The 21663-nt window shown below is 69.4% G+C and carries 17 protein-coding genes, 1 tRNA gene and 1 pseudogene; 9 read left to right on the forward strand and 10 right to left on the reverse strand.

Annotation, left to right across the window (positions count from 1 at the left end):
* Nucleotides 1–140: 140 nt before the first annotated feature.
* From lhgO to AB0L45_RS30630, 5 genes are all read left to right on the forward strand, one after another.
* On the forward strand, nt 141–1358 hold the full coding sequence (gene lhgO, locus AB0L45_RS30610) for an L-2-hydroxyglutarate oxidase (protein WP_365845661.1): 1218 nt from the start codon (nt 141–143) through the stop codon (nt 1356–1358).
* Between the two features lie 307 nt (nt 1359–1665).
* Nucleotides 1666–2604 (forward strand): tRNA (guanosine(46)-N7)-methyltransferase TrmB, encoded by a 939-nt coding sequence (trmB, locus tag AB0L45_RS30615; RefSeq protein WP_365845663.1) that lies wholly within the window; start codon nt 1666–1668, stop codon nt 2602–2604.
* Nucleotides 2605–2632: 28 nt separating this feature from the next.
* Nucleotides 2633–3976, forward strand: coding sequence for a PrsW family intramembrane metalloprotease (locus AB0L45_RS30620; protein ID WP_365845665.1), 1344 nt, complete (start codon nt 2633–2635; stop codon nt 3974–3976).
* A gap of 124 nt (nt 3977–4100) precedes the next feature.
* Complete coding sequence (locus AB0L45_RS30625; protein WP_365845667.1) at nt 4101–5078, forward strand: NaeI family type II restriction endonuclease; 978 nt, start codon at nt 4101–4103, stop codon at nt 5076–5078.
* Nucleotides 5071–5559 carry a very short patch repair endonuclease gene (locus AB0L45_RS30630; RefSeq protein ID WP_365845669.1) on the forward strand — a complete coding sequence of 163 codons (489 nt, stop codon included), beginning with the start codon at nt 5071–5073 and terminating at the stop codon, nt 5557–5559. Before AB0L45_RS30625 ends, AB0L45_RS30630 begins: the two co-directional genes overlap by 8 nt.
* Here AB0L45_RS30630 and dcm read toward each other — a convergent pair.
* The 4 genes from dcm to AB0L45_RS30650 all read right to left on the reverse strand — a co-directional run bounded on the left by dcm (nt 5494) and on the right by AB0L45_RS30650 (nt 11000).
* Entirely contained in the window at nt 5494–6714 is a 1221-nt protein-coding gene (gene dcm, locus AB0L45_RS30635) for a DNA (cytosine-5-)-methyltransferase (RefSeq protein WP_365845671.1), read from the reverse strand. The genes AB0L45_RS30630 and dcm overlap by 66 nt on opposite strands.
* 300 nt (nt 6715–7014) lie before the next feature.
* Nucleotides 7015–8841 (reverse strand): DEAD/DEAH box helicase, encoded by a 1827-nt coding sequence (locus AB0L45_RS30640; protein ID WP_365845673.1) that lies wholly within the window; start codon nt 8839–8841, stop codon nt 7015–7017.
* A 6-nt stretch (nt 8842–8847) separates the two neighbouring features.
* Nucleotides 8848–10260 carry a transcriptional regulator gene (locus AB0L45_RS30645; protein WP_365845675.1) on the reverse strand — a complete coding sequence of 471 codons (1413 nt, stop codon included), beginning with the start codon at nt 10258–10260 and terminating at the stop codon, nt 8848–8850.
* Nucleotides 10261–10310: 50 nt separating this feature from the next.
* Nucleotides 10311–11000, reverse strand: coding sequence for a hypothetical protein (locus AB0L45_RS30650; protein ID WP_365845678.1), 690 nt, complete (start codon nt 10998–11000; stop codon nt 10311–10313).
* 899 nt (nt 11001–11899) lie between these two features.
* Between AB0L45_RS30650 and AB0L45_RS30655 the strand changes: the two genes are divergently transcribed.
* The 3 genes from AB0L45_RS30655 (at nt 11900) to AB0L45_RS30665 (ending at nt 13507) form a co-directional block, all read left to right on the forward strand.
* Nucleotides 11900–12574: a helix-turn-helix domain-containing protein gene (locus AB0L45_RS30655; RefSeq protein ID WP_365845680.1), complete on the forward strand. Its 675-nt coding sequence runs from the start codon at nt 11900–11902 to the stop codon at nt 12572–12574.
* 261 nt (nt 12575–12835) lie between these two features.
* Nucleotides 12836–13042: a hypothetical protein gene (locus AB0L45_RS30660; RefSeq protein ID WP_365845682.1), complete on the forward strand. Its 207-nt coding sequence runs from the start codon at nt 12836–12838 to the stop codon at nt 13040–13042.
* Between the two features lie 159 nt (nt 13043–13201).
* Entirely contained in the window at nt 13202–13507 is a 306-nt protein-coding gene (locus AB0L45_RS30665) for a hypothetical protein (protein ID WP_365845684.1), read from the forward strand.
* A gap of 61 nt (nt 13508–13568) precedes the next feature.
* Here AB0L45_RS30665 and AB0L45_RS30670 read toward each other — a convergent pair whose 3' ends face one another.
* The 3 genes from AB0L45_RS30670 to AB0L45_RS30680 all read right to left on the reverse strand — a co-directional run bounded on the left by AB0L45_RS30670 (nt 13569) and on the right by AB0L45_RS30680 (nt 17306).
* A complete protein-coding gene (locus AB0L45_RS30670) occupies nt 13569–14510 on the reverse strand; it encodes an aldo/keto reductase (RefSeq protein ID WP_365845686.1) in 942 nt (313 codons plus the stop codon).
* A gap of 78 nt (nt 14511–14588) precedes the next feature.
* Nucleotides 14589–16166, reverse strand: a complete 1578-nt coding sequence (locus AB0L45_RS30675) for an MFS transporter (protein ID WP_365845688.1) — start codon at nt 16164–16166, stop codon at nt 14589–14591.
* Between the two features lie 225 nt (nt 16167–16391).
* Complete coding sequence (locus tag AB0L45_RS30680) at nt 16392–17306, reverse strand: M23 family metallopeptidase (protein WP_365845690.1); 915 nt, start codon at nt 17304–17306, stop codon at nt 16392–16394.
* Between the two features lie 779 nt (nt 17307–18085).
* On the opposite strand from AB0L45_RS30680, the gene AB0L45_RS30685 reads away from it, so the two are divergent.
* Complete coding sequence (locus AB0L45_RS30685; RefSeq protein WP_365845693.1) at nt 18086–19114, forward strand: DUF2332 domain-containing protein; 1029 nt, start codon at nt 18086–18088, stop codon at nt 19112–19114.
* A 137-nt stretch (nt 19115–19251) separates the two neighbouring features.
* Here the strand turns inward: AB0L45_RS30685 and AB0L45_RS30690 are convergent, their stop codons facing one another.
* The 3 genes and pseudogenes from AB0L45_RS30690 to AB0L45_RS30700 all read right to left on the reverse strand — a co-directional run.
* Entirely contained in the window at nt 19252–20337 is a 1086-nt protein-coding gene (locus AB0L45_RS30690; protein ID WP_365845695.1) for a PP2C family protein-serine/threonine phosphatase, read from the reverse strand.
* A gap of 522 nt (nt 20338–20859) precedes the next feature.
* Nucleotides 20860–20932 (reverse strand) — tRNA-Lys (locus AB0L45_RS30695).
* Between the two features lie 332 nt (nt 20933–21264).
* A pseudogene (locus AB0L45_RS30700) lies at nt 21265–21663 on the reverse strand (RNA helicase); the annotation flags it as partial.

The following is a 21663-nucleotide window of genomic DNA, read 5'->3' on the forward strand; positions in this document are numbered from 1 at the left end:
GGTCGCGGGGGCGCGTACAGCGCGTACGGGGGCGCGTACGGGCACGGAGGGCAGGTGCGGGAGCGGGCACCGCCGCTCTCCCGGCCCGTTGTCAGACCCCCGGGTCATGATGGGATACGTCAGATTCCAGGGGAGGTGCTGTGACGGCGTACGACTGCGACGTGCTGGTGATCGGTGCCGGCATCGTCGGACTCTCGACGGCTTACGCGATCACGCGGGCCGCCCCTGGCACCCGTGTGGTGGTCCTGGAGAAGGAGCCCGGCCCCGCCCGCCACCAGACCGGCCGCAACAGCGGCGTGATCCACAGCGGCATCTACTACCCGCCCGGCTCCCTGAAGGCCCGCTTCGCGCTCGAAGGCTCGGCGGAGATGGTCAAGTTCTGCCTCGACCACGACATCCCGCACGAGGTCACCGGCAAGCTGATCGTCGCCACCGACCGCTCCGAGCTGCCCCGCCTGCACAGCCTGATCCAGCGCGGCCGGGAACACGGCATCCCGGTCCGCGAGCTGGGCCCGGCCCAGCTCGCGACGTACGAGCCGGAGGTCAGCGGCCTGGCCGCCATCCACGTCGGCACGACCGGCATCGCCGACTTCGGCGCGGTCGCCCGCCGCTTCGCCGCCCTGGCCACGGACGCGGGCGCCCGTATCGCGTACGGCAGCGAGGTCACCGCCATCGGCCGCCGCCCCGGCCGCGTCGCGGTCCGCACCTCCGCCGGTACGGTCTTCCGCGCCCGCACCCTGGTCAACTGCGCCGGCCTGTACTGCGACCGCATCGCGCGCCTGGCGGGCGACGCGCCGGGCATGCGCATCGTCCCCTTCCGCGGCGAGTACTACACCCTCGCCCCGGCCCGCGCCTCCCTGGTGCGCGGCCTGGTCTACCCGGTCCCGGACCCCGCCTTCCCGTTCCTCGGCGTCCACCTCACCCGCGGTGTCGACGGCTCCGTCCACATCGGCCCCAACGCCGTACCCGCCCTCGCCCGCGAGGGGTACGACTGGCGCACCGTGCGCCCCGCCGAGCTGGCCGGCACCCTGGCGTACCGCGGCTCCTGGCAGATAGCCCGCCGCCACTGGCGCTACGGCACCGGCGAGCTGCGCCGCTCGCTCTCCCGCCGCGCCTTCACCGAAGCGGTCCGCCGCCTGCTGCCGGCCGTCCGCGAGGAGGACCTGCGCCCGTCCCCCGCCGGCGTACGCGCCCAGGCCGTCCTGCCCGACGGCACCCTCGCCGACGACTTCCTCATCACCGAGTCCCCGTCCGCCGTCCACGTCCTCAACGCCCCGTCCCCCGCCGCCACGGCATCCCTCCCGATCGGCAGGGAGATAGCCCGGCGGGCGCTGACGATGCTGGAGTCAGCGGACTGAGCGACAGGTCCGATGCTGGAGTCAGCGGGACTGAGCGGCACGGCCCGATGCCGGAGTCAGCGGGACTGAGCGGCACGACCCAACGCCTCGCCGTGCCCGCCTCGCCGCACCCGCCCCGGTGTGCCCGCCGCACCCGCCTCACCGTGCCCACCCGGGCGTGTGCCCGCCCCGGCGTGTGCCCGCCCCGCCCGCCGTGCCCGTCCCGTCCGCTTCGCCACGCCCCGCGGCCCTCCCCGCCGGCCGGCTTCGCCGCGCCCCTCCCCGCCCGCCTCGCCGTCCCCCTCCCCGCCCGTAGAATCGACCCACTGTGTCCGAGAACCCCGCCACCCCCGAGCCCAGCCCTGCCCCCGAGCCCGGCACCGCCGCAGAGTCCGGCACCGCCGCAGAGTCCGGCTCTCCTACTGAGCCCGGCCCCACCGCCGCGCCCAGGGCTGTCGCAGAGCCCGGCCCTGCTGCTGGACCCAAGGCCGTCGCAGAGCCCGGCCCCGCTCCCAAGCCGGCCACGCCCGCCAAGCCCGCCACGCCGATGTTCCCCGACGGCACCGGGCCGGCGGCCGACCCGGCCGGTTCGCACCACGAGCGGCGGATCCGTTCCTTCCAGCCGCGCCGCAGCCGGGTCTCCCCCGGCCAGGCCGACGCCCTGCGGCGCCTCTGGCCCAAGTGGGGGCTGGACATCGACGGCCTGTCCAGGATCGACCTGGACGAGCTCTTCGAGGGGCGCCCGGTCGTCCTGGAGATCGGCTTCGGCATGGGCGAGGCCACGGCGCAGATGGCCGCCGCCGACCCGGACACCGGCATCCTGGCCTGCGACGTGCACACCCCGGGCCAGGGCAACCTGCTCGGCCTCGCGGAACGCAACGGCCTGACCAACATCCGGGTGGCCAACGGCGACGCGATCATCCTGCTCCGCGAGATGCTCGCCCCCGCGTCCCTCGCCGGCCTGCGCGTCTACTTCCCCGACCCGTGGCCCAAGAAGCGGCACCACAAGCGGCGGCTGATCCAGCCCGAGTTCCTGTCCCTGGCCACGACCCGGCTCGCCCCGGGTGCCCTGGTCCACTGTGCGACCGACTGGGAACCGTACGCGGAACAGATGCTGGAGGTCCTCTCCGCCGAGCCCACGCTCGAAAACGCATACTCCGGTTACGCCCCGCGCCCGGACTTCCGCCCCTTCACCAAGTTCGAGGGCCAGGGCCTGGACAAGGGACACGTCGTCCACGACCTCCTCTTCCGGCGGCGCCCGGCATAGTCCATCCCGCGGTGGTTAGGGTCGATGGGTGAATCCGCCGCAGCCGCCTCCGCTTCCGCCGAAACCGGCGTACGCGCCCGACCCGCGCTACGCCGCCTACGCCGCGTCGCCCGCGGCCGCGCAGTGGCAGCGTGCACCGCGCCGCCGCCTGGTGCCCTGGCACAGCAAGACGGCGCGCGCCGTCGCCCTCTTTTCGCTCCTCGCCCTCTCCGGCGTGATCATCCTGGCGATGGTCCGCCAGCAGACCGGCACCGAGGGCTTCCTCGTCGGCCTCGGCCTCGCCGTCTTCCCCGTACCCGTCCTCATAGCCGGCTTCTGCTGGCTGGACCGGATAGACCCCGAACCCCGGCGCAACCTGGTCTTCGCGTTCGCCTGGGGGGCCTGCGCCGCGACCCTCGTAGCGATCCTGGCCAACGGTTTCGCGACGAACTGGCTGGAGAACAACCTCTCCACCCTCTCCCCCGAGGACGCCAAGACCTGGGGCGCGACCGTCTTCGCGCCGGTCATCGAGGAATCCGTCAAGGCCGCCGCGGTCGTCCTGCTCTTCCTCTTCCGCCGCCAGAACTTCGACGGCGTCACGGACGGCATCGTGCTGGCCGGCATCACGGCCACCGGCTTCGCCTTCACCGAGAACGTTCTCTACCTGGGCAACGCCTTCGGCCAGGACCAGTCCCTGGGCCACACCGGCCTCGACTCCCTGACCGCCGCGACCTTCTTCGTACGGATCATCCTCTCGCCGTTCGCCCACCCGCTCTTCACCATGCTCACCGGTCTGGCCTTCGGCATAGCCGCGACCAGCTACCCCCGCCGCCGGCCCCTGCGCCTGGCCCTGCCCTTCGTCGGCCTGGCCACCGCCGTCCTCCTGCACTCCATCTGGAACGCCGCCACCACCCTCGGCGACTTCGGCTTCATCACCGTCTACGGCCTCTTCATGCTGCCCGTCTTCGCCGCCCTCACCTGGCTCGCCATCTGGGCCCGCCACCGTGAACTCCTCGCCCTGCGCACCTACCTCCCCCCGTACGTCACCACCGGCTGGCTCTCCCCCACCGAACCGATCTCCCTCTCCTCCCTCAAGACCCGCTCGGTGGCCCGCGACATAGCCCGCCGCGCCTACGGCCCCACCGCCGCCCGCGCCGTCTCCGAATACACCGCCGCGGCCACCTCCCTGGCCTTCCTCCGCCGCCGAGCCCACCGCACCGGCCCCACCCCCGACTTCCCCACCCAAGAACGCACCCTCCTCCACCACCTCTGGCACCACAAACCCACCGCCCACCCCGCCCTACTCCAGGCCTTGCACACGACACACCGGCCGGTGCCCAGACAAGCGCCATGCTCCCCGGACGGCAGGCACATGCCGCCTTTCGGACGGTGACACATGGGCCAGGGACGCGGCCGGTACTTGCCTGCAGCCGGACAGCGGACCACCAAGTTCCCGGCTATGGCAGGCTCGAAAGCCTGACGCTGGTGTGGGACCAGCCCATTGATGAGGTGACGTCGTGTTTCCGCTCGACCACTTGGCCGCTTCCAACACCGTGGCCGCAGCCCTAGCCGGATCAGACAGCGGGCTCGTCGCTGTGTGCGAGCATCTCCGGCAGCTTGATCCCCTAGGTGAGCGATTCGCCCGAGTGCTGCGTGACACCATCGACCAGCTGCTCAATGGTGAGGTCACAGGACGTTACGACTGGAAGACACTGTCCAAGACGGAGAAGACACACGCTGGTTCGATCGTCGAGATCAACTTGCAGCGCGAGTTCGGCTTCGATGACGGTGACGTCACCGATTACCGCATAGCCGGGATCCAGGTCGACTGCAAATACTCCCAGCAGTTCGGCGGGTGGATGATCCCGCCCGAAGCGGAGAACCACATCTGTCTGCTGGTCTGGGCCGACGATGAGCAGAGCCGCTGGAGCGCAGGACTGCTCCGGATTCGCCCGGAACTGCTGAACAGAGGCAATAACCGCGATCGCAAGCTGACCATTAAGGCTGAGCACCGCAACAAGATCTACTGGCTTTGGCGGGACGCTCCGCTGCCTGAGAACGTGCTGCTGCACCTGGACCAGGCAACCCGGGACGCAATTCTTGGTCCTTCCTCAGGCCAGACGAGAGTCAACGAGCTCTTCCGCCGCGTTCAGATGCGTCCCATCGGCAGAGGTGTGGTGCGTACTGTCGCCCAGCAGAGCGACTACATGGCCCGGGTCCGAGAGGCGAAGGGCCGTGCTCGGACAGTCCTGCGCGAAGTAGGCATCCTCATCCCGGGGCACTACAGCAGCCACCAAGCCGTGGCACGCGGACTCGGCGCCCCCGTGCCACAGGTCGGTGAGCTCGTCAGTTTCCGGGTAGCTGAAGCGGCCGCTCACCACGCAGGCCTCCCGCGTGTAATCCTCGATAACCGGGCGTGGGTCCTTGCGACCCCGGAGGACCCGCCCCAGGCAGCGCCCTTCCTTCCGAAGCACACTGAGAAGAACCGTGACTGACGAGAACCGCTCTGACCAGAGGCCGCCCTCTAACGGCGATACCTGGACCCCGCCGGACGGCTCCTGGGCGTCATCCGCCGCCCGGCGGCGCAACATGCAGGCCATCCGGAGCCGGGACACCAAGCCGGAGCAGCTCATCCGGCGGCTGGTGCACGCACAAGGGCTCCGGTACAGGGTGGCAGCCAGGCCCCTGGCAGACCTTCGCCGGACAGCAGACATGGTCTTCCGTCCGGCGAAGGTCGCGGTCTTCATCGACGGCTGCTACTGGCACGGATGCCCGGAGCACTATGTGCCGCCGAAAACCAACCCGGGGTACTGGTCAGACAAAGTGGCCCGGAACGTGGCGCGCGACCGGGACACTGACCAGCGGCTCATCGAAGCAGGATGGACCATCCTCCGCTTCTGGGAACACGAGTCACCGGGCGACTGCGCTCTCAAGATCGCCAGTACGGTCAGCAGGCTCCGCGGAGCTCAGCGCTGACTGTTCTGGAATCTCGAAGAGGGCTGCTTCCCGTGCCCTTCTCGCCGCTTCAGCTTCCAGGGCCGCTTCCCGCTCCAGGGTCTCTTCCACGGGGAAGGGAGACTTCATGCCCTTCTCCAGGGCGATGATGATCTGCTCACCGACGGCTCGCGCGACCGGCGGCGGGAAAGCATTGCCGACCTGGCGGTATGCCGCTGTCTTGCGGCCGGAGAACTTCCACTCCTCAGGGAAACCCTGGATGATCGCCGCCTGGGTGACCGTCAGCTTCGGACCGATCAGGTGGCCCTGCCCGTCTACGCTGTAAAGGTCCCGGACCGGGTCCTTCATCTCCTTGGGGTCATTGGCTACCCCCATGGCGTCGACTCCGAGCTTGAGCCATGCCTTCTTGGCCCGGGTGGGGCCAAGATCCGCACCGCCATGCTTCTTGGACCCGCCCACCAGCGTAGGCGCTACACCGGTGGAAGCTTTGCCATACCAGCGCTTGTATGCGGCTCGGCCCTCTTCAGAATTGCCGAAGCGCTTCTTCATCGTGGGCGCGAGAGCCTTCGCCACCGTCACCAGTTCGATCTTCTCCGGATCCGGCCAGGTGAAGTGACCGGCGAACTCCGGGCGCACCGCGACGAGGATCGCACGCGGCCTAAGCTGCGGTACTCCGTAATCGCGAGCCTCGATCACCCGCCAGCCGCAGATGACATAGCCCTCTTCACGGAGGCGTGCTTTGATCTCCTCGCGGTAGGACTCAAACTTCTGCGGAGGCTGCAGGAGGCCCCGCACGTTCTCGATCATGACGGCCTTGGGCTGCAGGTAGCTCACCAGGTCGAGCATGACGGGAAACAGATCACGCTCGTCATCCCGGCCCAGCTGCTTGCCCGCAGCCGAAAAAGGCGGGCACGGCACTCCGCCGGCCAGGAGGTCGAGTGAACCAGGTTCCAGCTCAAGGTCAGCCGGGTCGAACTTCGTCAGGTCAGCCGGAATGACTCTGCAGTCGCCCCAGCCATTCTCCTTCGTTACATTGAGCTTCAGCGTCTCGCACGCGTGCTGGTCGATCTCGATCAGCGCATGGTGACGGAAACCTGCCTGGTGCAGCCCCAACGCCTGCCCCCCGGCCCCAGCGCAGATCTCCACAGAGGTGAACTTGGACTCAGTGCGGGTCATGCACCCTCCTTCCTACGTGCCACGGCGGACACAGCTTGCAGTCCGCCCTCACAGAGGGTGACAGACGCCACTGACAACAACTCGGCCTCCACTAGTGTGCGGCACTCGTCCGCGCCGCTGCTGTCATCACGGACAACACGGCGAACGCCTCTCAGTATTGCCGCAACCGCACCCCGGCAGCGTTCAGGTGCCGGTGACGCAGGCGAGAGTCACGTGCCGAAGGACATCATGGTGCACTCAGCCGGCACTCTTCATCGCTTCGCGGCAGCCGCCACCATGCAGCGGAGACATCGAGTCTGCTCACTCCCGCCCGGCGGTGCCCAGGTGCCGCAGCAGTGCCTGTACGTCCGCAGCGTCCATGCCGCCAGCAACAGAAGGCTCTTCCTGCAGGTCAGCGAGCTGCCGAACGGAGGGGTCGTCGAGGATGCTGCCCATGAACTCCAGCTTTTCTTCCATGCGGCGGGCCACGACCTCGTCAACCGTCCCCGTAGCGGCAAGCACAGTGACACGCGTCTCAGTACCCGGCGCGAGTCCCAGCCGGTGAATGCGGTCCAGGCTCTGCAGAAACCGTCCGGCCATGAAATCCCGGTCCACATAGATCGCGTCGTGACACACCTGGTGAAGGCTGATGCCTTCGCCCAGAGTCGCCGGGTTGGACAGCAGCACCATGCAGTCCGGATCATTCCGGAAGCGGTGGATCTCCTCCTCGCGGTCAGCGGTGCCACCATGGACCACGGCCGGACCGTAGTCGGCGAACAAGTGCTCCATCGTGGTCAGGCTGCGTACGAAGGTGGACCATACGAGGGTCTTCCGGCCAGCGGCCGCATTCTCGGCCAGCAGGCTCAGCGCCTCCGAGTACTTCGGGGATACCTCGTAGCTGGGCAGGTCCCGCATCAGCTCGTACAGCGAATCGCCTTCTGGAACGTTCAGTGGCGGCACCTGGTAAGCGAGAGGCTCGTACTTGCTGCTGCCTTCCCGCAGTAGCGCGGGGCTGGTGGCAGCCATGAGAAGCCGCATCAGCGCCTTGCCCAGCGCATCGAAGTCATCGCGTGACGTCTCAGCTCTGGCCGTGAAGCGGCCGATCAGCGCGTCGTAAATCTCACGGTGCAAGTCCGGGAGGTCCACATAGCGGATCCGGGTCTTATAGGGAGGTAGGCCGAGCTCGTGCTTGGTGGTCCGGGTGAAGAGCGGGCGCAGGATCGCGCTGGCGTACGCCAGGTCCCCGCCGTTTACCGCACTGGTCACTACACGCCTGCCATGGCCCGGCCAGACGAAGGAAAGCAGGTTCTCCAGGTCGCGGGCCCCGTTCGGAGCCGGTGTACCGGTGAGGATGAGCCGACGGCGGCTGAGAGGGCCCAGGAGCATGCAGGCGCTCCCATAGACACCATTCGCGCCCAGCTTCATCCTGTGCGCTTCGTCCAGGATCACCATGGACGGGGCCGCCCGAAGCCAGGAGGCGAGCTGGGCCAGCGAGCGGTCCAGTCTTTCGTAGTTCACGAGCAGCAGTTCCGTGCCGAGGTCGGGGCTCTTGGCCATGACCTCGGCGACGAGCGGCTCGTCGAAGCAGGCCGCGCTTTCGAAGAGCCACGATTCGTACGCTGACTTCGGACTGACCACGAGGAGCCGCCTGACTTCTCCTCGTGCCCGCATCGCCGCGTAGACCGCCAGCCCGACGCGGGTTTTTCCGGCTCCGGGGACGCTGAAATTCGCGCCGTGCCGCATGGACAGCAGGTGCGCGATGTCGCGCCGCTGGAAGGACGTGAGGTCAGCCTTCCAGCCAGCGCCCAGCAGGGAAGTGACATCGTCCGCGGTGACCGCCGCGCCGCCCTCGCCGGCCAGTGCCTGCTCGGCGGCCTCGGCGTCATCCAGCACGCTGCCGACGAGGTCAGCCAGCGTCTCTTCCCATTCGACATCTTCCGGGGCCGGCCAGGTGCCCAGCGCTTCCAGGCCGACGAGGAAGTCATCGAGCTCGACTTCCACAACCAGCGGGCCGCTCCGCGTACTGGCAGGGAACCAGCCCGCCAGCTGAGTGAGGTCACTCTGGTGGGCTGGGCTTACCCGCAGGGCCGCCTTGGTACGGGTGACGTCGAACCCGATGTGCAGCGACGGCTCCTGCTTACCCTCCACCGGCCGTCACTCCTCCTGTTTCACCGCACCGAGCAGCCACTCAACCCCGTCCCCGGGGACTTCGATGCTACGGGCAGACTCAAGGGCGAGTTTCCCGAGGCTGTCCCGCAGCTTCAGCACCGCTTCGTCGAACGCTTCCTCATCGAGGCTCCGGGAGGCCCTGGCCATCACCAGATCGGTGATGCACTGCTCGATGTCCTGGCACGCGTCAGTGATACGTCCGGGAGCGGCCTGCTTGCGCTTGCGGATACGTGCGTCCTTGCCGGCTGGGACCAGGGCCTCTTCGAACGCGTACTTGGCCGCCTCGAAGGTACGCGCGGCCACTTGTACACGCTCGGCAGATACACCACTCGCCGTCGGGCTTACCGCCTTCGCCCGCAGAACAGTGTCAGTGAGTGTCCTGGCTACCGTGACACTGGCGTCCACAGACTTCATCGACCTTCCGAGCCCGGGGATCGCGACTGAGCTCACCGCGGAAGACTCGGTCTTCAGCTCTGCAGGCAGGCGCTGGTCGAGATACCGGCGCGCGAAGTCCGGCTCGATCAGCCGCACGTCCGTCTTGGAGAAGCCGAGGACCATGGCTGCCAGCCGGTTCTCCTTCATTACGTCGGCGTTGGACTTACTGACCCTCGCCTCCTTGACGTACCGGCGGTGAAGCTCGCGCAGCTTCTCCTGGTGCTGCTCGAAGTCAAGCAGCCGCAGCCCCGTCCCCTCGCTGCGGCTCCGCTCGATGAGATCACGCAGACAGGTGAGGATCCACTGGTCCTGCTTGCAGGTCTCCTCCTTGATCCGGAAGTCACGTGCGATGTCCTTAGCGGAGCGGCCAAGCTCCGCCTGCTCATCGATAGCCAGCAGCCGGTTGATGTACGAGTACTCGCGGCGGTGGTCCTTACGCAGCTGCAGCGACAGCTCTACCGCGTTGACGTCGTCCCAAGTACACGACTCCGGGAGCACGCCGACGCGGACGTGCGCGACGCCCAGCTCCCTAAGCGCGGCCCGCCTGGTGTTGCCGTTGACCAGTACACCATCGCGCGTGATGAGGCCGGGATCGTTCTGCCGGAAGTCGCGCAGGCTCTCCATCAGGGCGATGAAATCCGGGTCAGCCTTCGACGGATCAGCCGGCAGCGCCTTCAAGAGCTGGTGCAGGTATTCCTGGCTGCGGTCGCTCCAGGGGTCGCTCTGCAGCTCAGCATCGAGCCCTGGGTCATGATCACGCTGTGCCCTGATGCGGTGCGTGCCCGGGTTGTAGTAGAGGTCGGCCACCGGCATGTCGATGACCTCGACGTGCAGGGGCTGGCTCCGCCACTCAACAGTGAGGCTTTCCCTGGTGCCGGCCGCCGACTCAGCCTCCTTCAGCCGCTGCCGGACCAGCTCCTGGTTGGCCTCCGCCCTCGGCGGACGTCCGAAATCCATGCTCACGTTCCGTTCTCCTGGCTCTCAACAATCACAGGGCACCCCAGCCGACGCGGCTAGCGGCCGCCCTCAAGGCCGAGCTGCTCGCGTACCTGCGCCCGCGAGTCCGCGGGCAGTGACCGGTAGTCGGCCCAGATCCGCTCCAGCTCGCTGAACTCACGGCGGTCCTTCTCCATCCAGCCGGCCAGGATCTTGCGCTCCATCGGACCGATCCGCTGCACGGCACCGACAACGCCCGAGAGGTCCGCCGAAAGTTCCCGGCCGCCCACCCGGCACCGGTTGCATTCAGTGACCAGCTGTACCTCGGCTGCTCCTCCTGCCCCCTGCACTGGCCGCCGGGCAATGTCCAGCTGCGCGGCCTCGTACGTGCCCGGGTACGTCTGGCCCGCGGAGATCCCGCACGACCGGCAGAAGTGCCCGTCCCGAGCAAGGATTTCGCGCCGCTGGGTAGCCGTGATGGCTGCCGCCTGCTTGGAACGGCCCTTGCCGGGTTCCCAGACCGCTTCGCCCCGGGTGACGAAGCGCTGCTCGTGCGGTTCGAGGCCGGCGTCCTCACGGTTTGTATCGATCCGCCAGCCGTGGTCCCGCAAGTCGCGCATGCGGCGGTCGATCTGCGATGTCTCAGGGAAGGCAGCCCTCAGTGCTCCCTTGGTGAAGACCTCTCCTTCACCGACTTCGGTGACAAGCCACAGGGCAGCACGCTTCATTGTGCCGAGCTTCTTGTCCTCCCAGGACGGCAGTGTCACAGACACAGAGGACCACCTTTCACTTTCCGCAAGCTCTGGTAACTGAACGGATTCACCGGCCACATTCTTCCCGCCGCCGGATTTACAGGTCCGCCAGCATCACCCGGAAGGCGGGCCACCCTCCCAAGGATCCACATCGGGCACCCAGATTCAACACGACAACACTCTCCCGTATTCGCAAAAATGCGAATACGAAGCTATTGACTCCGGGCTCCGCCGAGGGTAAGCGCAGGCCGGTTTTGACAAACTTCCTGTGGCGCGCATCACAAAGAACGTCCCTTGCGAAGCAATCTGTGTCGGCAAGCCGCCTCCGCCGCCCTGTCGTGCCCACTTGCCGGTCCCCCTGGATTAACCGACCGGCGGGAACTTTTCCGCCGGGATCGCCAGCAGGGGCCCGGCAATGCGAACAGGGCGCGAACACGCGAGAAGCCAACACACGCCCCTGACCTGCACTTACTCCAGCTCCCGTACTACCCGGCAGCGCCGACCCGCCGGACCGGCCAACGATGCCCGATGTTCGCGGCCAAACCGGATGCGAACATTCCGGTTTCCTCCGAGCGCCACCTTCAGGGAGTCGTCAAGTTTTCTTGCCCGGCGATGCCACACTCGACGGGCCCGATGCCCCGCTGGCACTTTCCGCTGGATGGGCTAAAGTCCTGTAACCCCGAAGATCTCGGAGTGCCAGGCCCCGCATAGTGACCAGGTCCGCAGCAAACCGCGCACCTGCACCAGCGACCCCCGGCGAATCAGCATTGACTTTCTGTAAGCTGCCGGTGCAAGAATTCTGCCCGCCGCAAAATCCCGTACGTATACGGAGACCGATAACCGCCCATGCCCCACCTCCCGTTAACCCGCCACACCCGCAGAAGGGAACCCGTGCCGTGCCGCCGAAAGGTCAGGTGAGCGCCCAGCCCCTCGCCGGTCTCACGCCTGAAGCGCGAGAACTGGCGCTTACCGTCGCGCACCTGAGCGCGCTGGGCCGGGGTGCATCGAGGAGCCAGGGAGCTGTCGCGCGGGCCGTCCACGTTGCCTCCTCAACGCTCACGGACTACACGACTGGGCGCCGCATGCCTCCGGAAGGCTTCGTGCGGAGGCTCTGGACCCTCGCGCAAGCCTCGCAGGCGGATACGGGACAGCCGCCTCCAGCGCTGGAAAAGGTCCTGGAGACGCACCGGAACGCCGTCCTCGCCCGGCAGGGCTATCCGCCGGGCGAAACCACCACACCGGTCCCGGCCCAGGCGCAGCGCCCCGCAACCCGCGCGTCCCAAAAATCAGCAACGGCTGCTCCCCTCGCGGACGACGAGGCCCTCAGCCACCTCCGTGCCGGGCGGGACGCAGACGCTGCTACCTACCTGTGGCACGCCGGCCGGGCGCACGCTCCTGCAGAAATCCGGGACGCGGTCACCACGTACCGGGCCGCGGGGCGGAAGGACGCAGCCGAAGCCATGCTGAACAGTGCTGCGGCCCGTGACCTCCGTGCCGTACTCCGCATCGTCGGCACGCTTCTGGAAGCCCAGCAGATCGAGGACGCTGCCACGCTCGTCAATGCCGCCCTCAGCCACCATCCCGCCTGACCACTGCCGTACGCGGCGGCTTCACCGAGAGGGAAGACCGTTATCCGGAACACCGTTCACACGTCGGCCAGCACGAGGCCCCGGGCGCCACCCGCTGAGAGCAGCGCCAGCCCGACAGGGCTGGCACGGACACAGCTCAGCCGTACTGGTTGGTCTGCGCGGCCCTTGCGCGGACAGAAGACGGCCCGCCGCTCCATCTTTAGCCGGAGGAAGCGACGGGCGTCACGTCACCACCAAGCCGTTGAACAAGGAAGTGAACGCATGAACCACGATCCCATGAACCTGCGGGCTGGCGCCTCCCCGGCGCTGCTGATCCTGTGCGTCTGCTCGAACCCGGTCGTCAGCCTGGTTTCGGGCTCGGGGCACGGGCCCCAGGACCCCGCGCACCTCTGGGCCCTGGTGGTCCTGGTCTCCGTAGCCATGATCTGCCAGACCTGGTACCAGGTGGCTGCAACCCGGCGGTCGTAGCGGCCGGACCGCGTTGTAATACCCCGCTATGAGCGGTCCTTCTCGTAGCGGTACGGCAGCGCGGCCGGCAGACACCCGTCTCCTGGCTGCGCTGCCCTTCTGTGCCACCCGTCGGCGTAGGGTCACGTTCATTGGTTCTCTGTAAGGGAGGTTTCGGAGATGGCGCAGGTGCCGACAGCGGTCATAGCGGCAGGTGGGCTCGTAGGCGGTTACGGAGTGGCTCGTTGGAGTAAGAAGAGGCCGCTGGGTGGGGTGGCGTTGGTTGCGGTGGGGGCTGTGGCGGCTCGGGAGTGGGAGAGGAAGGCGGGGAGGAAGGCTGCGGTGGCGTTGAGCGGGGCGTATGTGGCGGCGTTTGCCGGGTCGCATCCGTTGGCGAAGAAGGTGGGGGCCTGGCCGTCGGTGTTCGCGGTGGCGGGGGTTGTGGGGGCGGCTTCCTGGGTGGTTGCTGATCGGCGCCGTAAGTAGGGGAAGAAACGTCGAAGGGTGGGCGCGTACGGGTACGCGCCCACCCTTTTGCCGGGGGTGGTCAGGCGGAGGCCTCGTCGAGGAGGGTGAGGTCGTCTCGGGTGAGGTGGAGGTCGGCGGCGGCCAGTAGGGGTGGGAGCTGGTCGACCGTGCGGGCGCTGGCGATGGGGGCCGCGACGGTGGGCCGGCCGGCGAGCCAGGCGAGGGCGACGGTGGCGTGGGCGGCCTGGTGGGTGGCGGCGACCGTGTCGAGGGCGGCGAGGACCTTGCGGCCGCGGTCGGTGGCCAGGTACTGGGCGGCCTTCTCGGAGCGGGCGCTGGTCACGTCGCTGTCCGGGCGGTACTTGCCGGTGAGGAAGCCCGAGGCGAGGGAGTAGTACGGCATGGCGGCCAGCCCGTGGCGGGCGGCGGTGTCGGCCAGTTCGCCTTCGTACGTGTCGCGGGAGACCAGGTTGTAGTGGGGCTGGACGGCGACGTAGCGGGCCAGGTTCTCCTCGGCGGAGAAGGCCAGGGCGGCGTCCAGGCGCCGGGCCGAGATGTTGGAGGCGGCGATCTCGCGGACCTTGCCGGCCTTGACCAGTTCGTCGAGGGCCGGGAGGAAGTCGGAGACGTCGAGGGATTCGTCGTCGTAGTGGGTGTAGTAGAGGTCGATGTGATCGGTGCGCAGGCGGGTGAGGGAAGCGTCCACGGCGGCCTTGATGGTGGCCGGGGACAGGCCCTTGTGCTCCGGGTGGGCGCCGACCTTCGTGGCGATGACGACCTCGTCGCGGTTGCCGCGGGAGGCGAGCCAGTTGCCGATGACGGTCTCGGATTCACCGCCCTTGTTGCCCGGCGCCCAGGCCGAGTACACGTCCGCGGTGTCGATGAAGTTGCCGCCGCCTGCGACGTACGCGTCCAGGACGGCGAAGGACTGGGGCTCGTCCGCGGTCCAGCCGAAGACGTTGCCTCCGAGGGAGAGCGGTGAGACGGACAGGGAGCCGAGTGTCTTCTGTGCAGCGGTCATAATCTTTCCAACCTAGGGCGAACGCGACCAAGTCACGACTGGGCGCAAGGCAACAGGAGGCAAAAGAGACAGCGAGGTTCAGGCCGGCTCTTGGGCCTTGGGTTCCTCGGATCCCTTGGGTTCCTCGGATCCCTTGGGTTCCTCGGATCCCTTGGACTCCTTGGGCGTCGTGGACAGGGGGCTGGCGATGTCCTCCAGGGAGCGGCGTTCGGCGTGTACGGCCAGGAACGCGGCGGTCAGGCCGGCCAGGCTCATCAGCGCGGCGCCGATGCAGAAGGCGAGGGCCGTATCGGCGGTCACGCCGGACTCCGTCAGTTCGGCGAAGACCAAGGGCCCGCTGATGCCGCCCGCGGCCGTACCGACCGCGTAGAAGAAGGCGATGGCCATGGCTCGGGTCTCCATCGGGAAGACCTCCGAGACGGTCAGGTACGCGCTGCTCGCGCCGGCCGAGGCGAAGAAGAGGACCACGCACCAGCAGGCGGTGAGCGTGGTGGCCGTCAGCTGGCCGGCGGAGAAGAGCCAGGCGGTGGCGAAGAGCAGGACACCGGAGAGCAGATAGGTGCCGGAGATCATGATGCGGCGGCCGACGGTGTCGAAGAGTTTGCCGAGGAGGAGCGGGCCGAGGAAGTTGCCGGCCGCCATGACGGCGAAGAAGTAGCCGGTGCTGGACGTGGACACGTCGTAGAAGGAGGTCAGGATGGCGCCGAAGCCGAAGGTGACGGCGTTGTAGAGGAACGCCTGGCCGATGAAGAGGGCGAGGCCGAGGATGGCGCGGCGGCGGTAGCGGGAGAAGACGGTGCGGGCGATCTCCAGGAAACCGATGCTCTTACGGGGGTGAATGGTGATCTCACCCTCCGGTTCGGGGAGGGGCTCGCCCTTCTCGTCGCTGATCTGTTTCTCGATGGAGGCGACGAGTTCGTCCGCCTCGTCCCCCCGTCCGTGGATGAACAGCCACCGTGGGCTTTCGGGCACATGGCGGCGTACGAGGAGGATGACCAGGCCGAGGACGACGCCGAGCGCGAAGGTCAGCCGCCAGCCGACGTTCATCGGGAAGATGTCGGTGTCCAGCATCACGATGGACAGCAGGGAACCGCCGATCGCGCCGAGCCAGAAGCTGCCGTTGATGACGAGGTCGACGCGGCCCCGGTAGGCGGACGGGATCAGCTCGTCGACGGCCGAGTTGATCGCCGCGTACTCACCGCCGATCCCGAAACCGGTCAGAAAGCGGAAGAGGAAGAACCACCAGGAGGAGAAGGACACCGCGGTCAGGGCAGTGGCGGCCAGATAGACGGCCAAAGTGATCAGAAAGAGCTTCTTACGGCCGAAGAGGTCGGTGAGCCGGCCGAAGAACAGCGCACCGAGGCAGGCGCCGGCCACGTACAGGGCGGCGGCGATGCCGGTGACCTGGGCGGAGGAGATGGGCAGCCCGCTGCCGCGCTCGGACAGGCGTCCGGCGATGTTGCCGACGACGGTGACTTCCAGGCCGTCGAGGATCCACACCGTGCCCAGGCCGATGACCACCATCCAGTGCCAGCGCGACCAGGGGAGGCGGTCGAGGCGGGCGGGCACGTCGGTGGTGACGGGCGCGGCGCCGGGGCCGCTTCCGCTCCCGTACTCCGCTCTCGGCGTGTCCCCTGCCTTGTCCTTCGGACTCATCGCACCCTCCTGGACCGGGCCGGGGCCGGTCACCCCGGCGGCGCTTCCCTCCGAGTGCCCTGCGGACGGCGCGCGAAGCAAGGGAAATGCCCAGGTTGGGTGGGATTCCTCAGGGGGAGGGTTTGCTTCGGGGGGATTCCTCAGGGGGAGGGTTCGCTCTGAGGGGGGGGAGGGTTTGCTCTGGGGGAGGGGGAGGCATTCCTCGGGAGGGGAGAGGTTCGGGTCTCAGACGTCGATTCCGTGATCGCGTAGCCATGGCTTCGGGTCGACCGGGGTGCCGCCCGGCCGTACTTCGAGGTGGAGGTGCGGCGCGGTGACGTTGCCGGTGGCGCCGACCCGGCCGATGACGTCACCGGCGGTGACCTTGCCGGAGATCCGCACCAGGGAGGACAGGTGGCAGAACCACAGTTCCGTACCGTCGTCCAGGGTCAGGATGACGCGGTAGCCGTACGCGCCCGCCCAGCCCGCCTCGGTGATCGTGCCGTCGTGGATCGCCTTGACCGGGGTGCCGGCGGGGCTCGCGAAGTCCAGGCCCGTGTGGTTGGCCGCCCAGCGGTCGCCGGCCTGCCCGAAGCCGGTGGTGAGGGTGTAGGTGGTGAGCGGGGTGAGGTAGCTGCGGGCGAGCGGGGTGGCGTAGCTGCGGGCGGGTTCGTCGGCGCGGTGCGCCTCTTCCTCGGCGGCGTTCTGCTGCTGGCCGGTCTGCCTGCGGATACGTTCACTCAGTGAGTGGCCCGCGTCCGTGACCTGCTCGGTCTGGGCCACGGTTGCGGCCTGGGCCTCGGCCTGGGCCTGGTCCTGGGCGAGTCCGGTTCGGGAGAGGGAAGCGGAGGTTCCGGGGGCGGAGGTTCCGGGGGCGGAGGTTCCGGGAGCGGTCCCTCCGAAGGCCGAGTGGCCTGAGGAGGTTACCGAGGAGGCCGCGTCCGGTGCGTCGGGTATGAGGCCGCCGACATCGGGAACGGATATCGCAGGCTGGGGCATCTCATCGGCAGTGGCCACGCCGCCGGCGCCGACCGCCGCGATCACGCCGACGCCGAGGACAGTACCGCTGCGGGCGAGTCCGCTGCGCTGCTTGCCGGCCACCCGGTGCTTGCCGCGTACGGGCCGTGCGGAGTCTTCGGCGGGGTTCCACTCCTCCCACACGCCGTTGTCGAGCGCACCGGGCTCGACGGCGAACGCCTCGGGGCCGACGGGGGCAGCAGCCCCACCCGTACCCGCGCCGAACGCCTGGAACGGGACGGAAGCACTGGATACCCCGGATACCCCGGGTACTCCGGATGCCCCGGGTACTCCGGATGCCCCGGGAGCCCCGGATACCCCGAATGCATCGAAAGCGCCGGAAGGGCCAGGTGCACCGGTCGCGCCGGTCGCGGCGCCGAAAGGAACCTCGGGGACGGAGCCGGCAGGGCTGTTGGACGCCACGGGGGCGCACTCCTTTCCTTCCTCTCGCCTACCGGTCAGCGGTGGTGCCGCCCCGGACCGGTCCGGCACCTGGGGAGGGGAGGATCCTCCGGAGCCGTTCAGGCACTGGGACGTTCGGAGCAGGAAGGTCTGCCGCGACGGTGGCGGACCGCCCCCGCCGGATCGGTGGTGGCCGTCCGGTCCAGCGGTGCCCCAACGGTGATTCAGTTGTGAACCTGCTGACGGGATTAGGCGTCGGCGCACGGTGCCGCCTCTTGCGACGGCTGGGACGACCGCGCTGCGTTATCGGACTGTAATAGACGCGGCGGCTCTGCACCAAGCGTTCTGCCGAACTCATGGGCGCTTTGGGGTGGCTTTGGCCTGAGCTTAAACGCCCATGAAGGCATCAATCAGGGCAAGTTGCTGAGCGGCCTTCAAACCTGTGATGCGCGATTGTGCGGAGGTCGTTATGCGCAGGGGTGCCCGGCACTCACCCCCTGTGAGCGCAGTAACGTCTGATCATGGTCGTCAACAGCGCGCGGGCACTGGCGGATCGATATGTGGACTTTGCCTGGTACCAGGCGCGGGGGCAGTCCGACGCCCATGAGGAACTGGCCGCGCGGATCGGCCACGACCCCGAGTTCTGCGACCACCTCGCGCACTCCCTGCCCGCGGGCAACAAGCAGCAGCCCAAGCTCCTGTTCGCCGCGGTCCGCTACCTCGACGGCCCGTACGCCGAGCACGGGCCGCGCGGCGACGCGGCGTACCGGGGCTGGCGTGAATGGACCCTGCGCCATTGGGAGGAGGTCAGGGCCGTCGTCATGCGGCGCCTGACGCAGACCAACGAGCCGGCCCGCTGCGCGACCCTGCTGCCCCTCTTCGCCCGGCTCCCGCAGCCGCTGGCCCTCCTGGAGGTCGGCGCGTCGGCGGGCCTGTGCCTGCACCCGGACCGGTACCGCTACCGCTACGACGACCGGCCGGAGTTCGGCGCCCCGGGCAGCGCGCCGGTCTTCCCCTGCCGTACGGGCCCGGGCACCCCCGTACCCGACCGCGTACCGGACATCGCCTGGCGCGCGGGCATCGACCTCAACCCCCTCGACCCGGCCGACCCGGACGACGTCCGCTGGCTGGAGGCCCTGATCTGGCCGGGCGCCTCGGACGAGCGCGTACGGCGCCAGCGGGCCGCCGTCGAGGCCGTACGGTCCGCGCCGCGCCCCCGTGTCGTACGCGGCGACCTGATCGACGCGCTGCCCGCGCTGGCCGCCGAGGCCCCGCCCGAGGCGACGCTCGTCGTCTTCCACACCTCCGTGCTGACGTACCTCCCTCTGGAGCGCCGTGAGGAGTTCGCCCGGCTCGTGCGGTCCGTCCTACGGGAGCGCGACCGCCCCGGGCACTGGGTCTCCAACGAGCACCCCGCCGTCCTCCCGTGGATCACCACGCCCCGGCCGGCGCACCCCCTCCAGGTGACGGAACGGCTCCAGACCCTGGCCCTCGACGAGCGGCCGGTCGCCCTGGCCGGCCAGCACGGGCAGAGCCTCCAGTGGCTCTGACGGGGCCCACCCGTCAGCCCCCAGCCCCAGCTTCCGCCCCCCAGCCCCCGACCATCGCCATCGCCACCGGCACCGGCACCGGCACCGGCCACCGGCCACCGGCCACCAGCCACCAGCCACCAGCCACCAGCCCCACCTCACCCCCTAAAAGGCCGCTGCACCGCCAACAGCGCCATGTCGTCCGCCGTCTCCCCTCCCGTGTGCGCCGCCACGTCCGCCACCAACGCGTCCAGCAGCGCCTCCGGCCCCTCGCAGGCCCAGACCCGCCCGCGCAGCCGCTTCGCCGGCTCGTAGAAGACGTTGTCGGCGTCCCGGGCCTCGGTCACACCGTCCGTGAAGAGCAGCAGGATCGAACCCGCCGGGCAGGCCGTCTCGTCCGCCCGGTCCGGCCAGCCGGCCACCTCGCTCATGCCGAGCGGGAGTGCGGGGGACTTCGGGATGAGTTCGCACAGTTCGCCGTCGGGGGCGAGCAGCAGCGGTGCCGGGTGACCGCGGTTGAGTACGCGGAGCGCCGCGTGTTCGTCCGGGGGCAGTTCCGCCAGTACGGCCGTGGTGAACCCCTCGAACTGGTCCAGGCCCTCCCGCCGGCTGCCCTCGCGCTGCAACGCCCGTTCCAGCCGCCCCGCCACCGCCTCCAGGCTGGCCTCCTGCTCCGCGGCCTCACGGAAGGCGCCGATGACGATCACGGCGGCCTCCACCGCCTCCAGGCCCTTGCCCCGTACGTCGCCGACGATCAGCCGTACGCCGTACGGAGTGTCCTGGACCGCGTACAGGTCGCCGCCGATCCGGGCGTCCGCCTGCGCCGCCACGTAGCGCGCCGCGACCGCCAGCCCGCCGATGCGCTCGGCGGGCGTCGGCAGCACGGCCCGCTGGGCCGCCTCCGCGACGTCCCGTACGGAGGCGAGCCGGGCGTCACTCATCCGTACGACCCGGTTGATGCCCAGCGCGAGGACGGCGACGACCAGGACGGTCAGGCCCTCGGTGAAGGACTGGTTGGCGTCGCGGCCCCCGTGGTACGTCACGACCCAGGTCTCGGCGAAGACGGCGGCCGCCGCGATCACGGCCGTACTGCGCAGCGAGTACAGCGGCGCCGCCACCAAGGGCGCGGCGGAGAAGAAGGGCGCGGCCGTGTACCGGTCGGGCGTGCCGCTGTCGAAGACGAGCCCCGCCACGAGCAGGATCAGCGGCAGCCAGCAGACCAGCTTCCGGCCGAACGGGGACATGCCGGAATGGCGCCGCCGCCGCTCCTGATCCCCCGTACCGCCCGTTCCGCCCGTTCCGCCCGTACCCCTCGTACCGCCCGTACGGCCCCTGAGACCCCCACGGCCTCCGAGGCCCCCACGGCCCCTGCCGCCTCGACGCACCCGCACCGGCCTGCCTCCCACTCCCGCGCGCCCGTCCGTACGGCCACCGCCACCGTCCCAAGGTTTTCCGGTGCCGGGCCGGGCGGCGAATCGGATTGGGCCGGACGGGGCATACGAGGCCGGCGGGGGCGGCTCGCGGACCGTACCGGCGCGCGGAAGCGACGACTTCGTGATCTACGGCACGACGCCGCCGGCCCCCGCGTCCGTACGGCACGACGCCGCCGGCCCCCGCGTCCGTCCGGTATCCGGCGCGACGAGCGCCCGACCGTCCGCTCACGCATCATGCGCACGAGCCCGAAAACGCCGCAGCGCCCCGGTCGGACAAGGCCGACAGGGGCGCTGCGGAGCAGGTCGACGAGGGTTTCCCCGGACCTTCTGCGGTGGGCCATCAGGGGCTCGAACCCTGAACCAATGGATTAAAAGTCCACTGCTCTGCCAATTGAGCTAATGGCCCGCACCGAGCAGCATAGCCCGCGTTCCCGCCGCAGCCCGAAGGCATTAGCCATCGGGCCTGCGGAGGCACCGCGTCCGCTTCGGGGCGGACGGGGTGCGCGGAGCTGCCGCACGGTGGGGTGCGCGGTCAAGGGGCCGCGCGGGGTGCCAAGTTGAGACGCGGGGCCCGCGCCCACCCCGTACCGGAGTACGGAAGTGCGGCGCGGGCCCCGCGGTCGCGAAGGGCGACGCCGTCAGGCGTCACGGTCTCCGTCAGGTGACCCGATCGCCATCAGACGCCCGGCCTCCGTCAGGTGACCCGATCGCCATCAGGCGTCCGGCCTCCGTCAGGCGTCAGCCGTTGCGCTTCCAGCGCGGCTTGTCCTCGCGGCGGCCGAAGGAGCCGGTGCCGTGGCCACGGTGGTCGTCACGGCGGCCGTAGGGACGGTCGCCGCCGCCCGAGCGGTAACCGCCCGAGGAGGGACGGTCGTCGCGGCGGTCGCGGTTGTACGGACGGTCGCCGCCACCGGAGCGGTAGCCGCCGCCCGCACGGCCGCCGGAGCGGTCGTCACGGTTGAAGGAACGGTTCGGGCGGTCGCCACGGTCGCGGTTGAAGCCGCCACCGGAACGGTCGTCACGGCGGAAGCCGCCACCCGAGCGGTCGTCGCGACGGTCGCGGTTGAACCCGCCACCGGAGCGGTCGTCACGACGGTCACGGCTGAAGCCACCACGGTCGCCACGCTCGCCGCGGTC

Origin of the sequence: Streptomyces sp. NPDC052496 (assembly GCF_040679095.1) — a bacterium.
Taxonomy (GTDB): Bacteria; Actinomycetota; Actinomycetes; order Streptomycetales; family Streptomycetaceae; genus Streptomyces.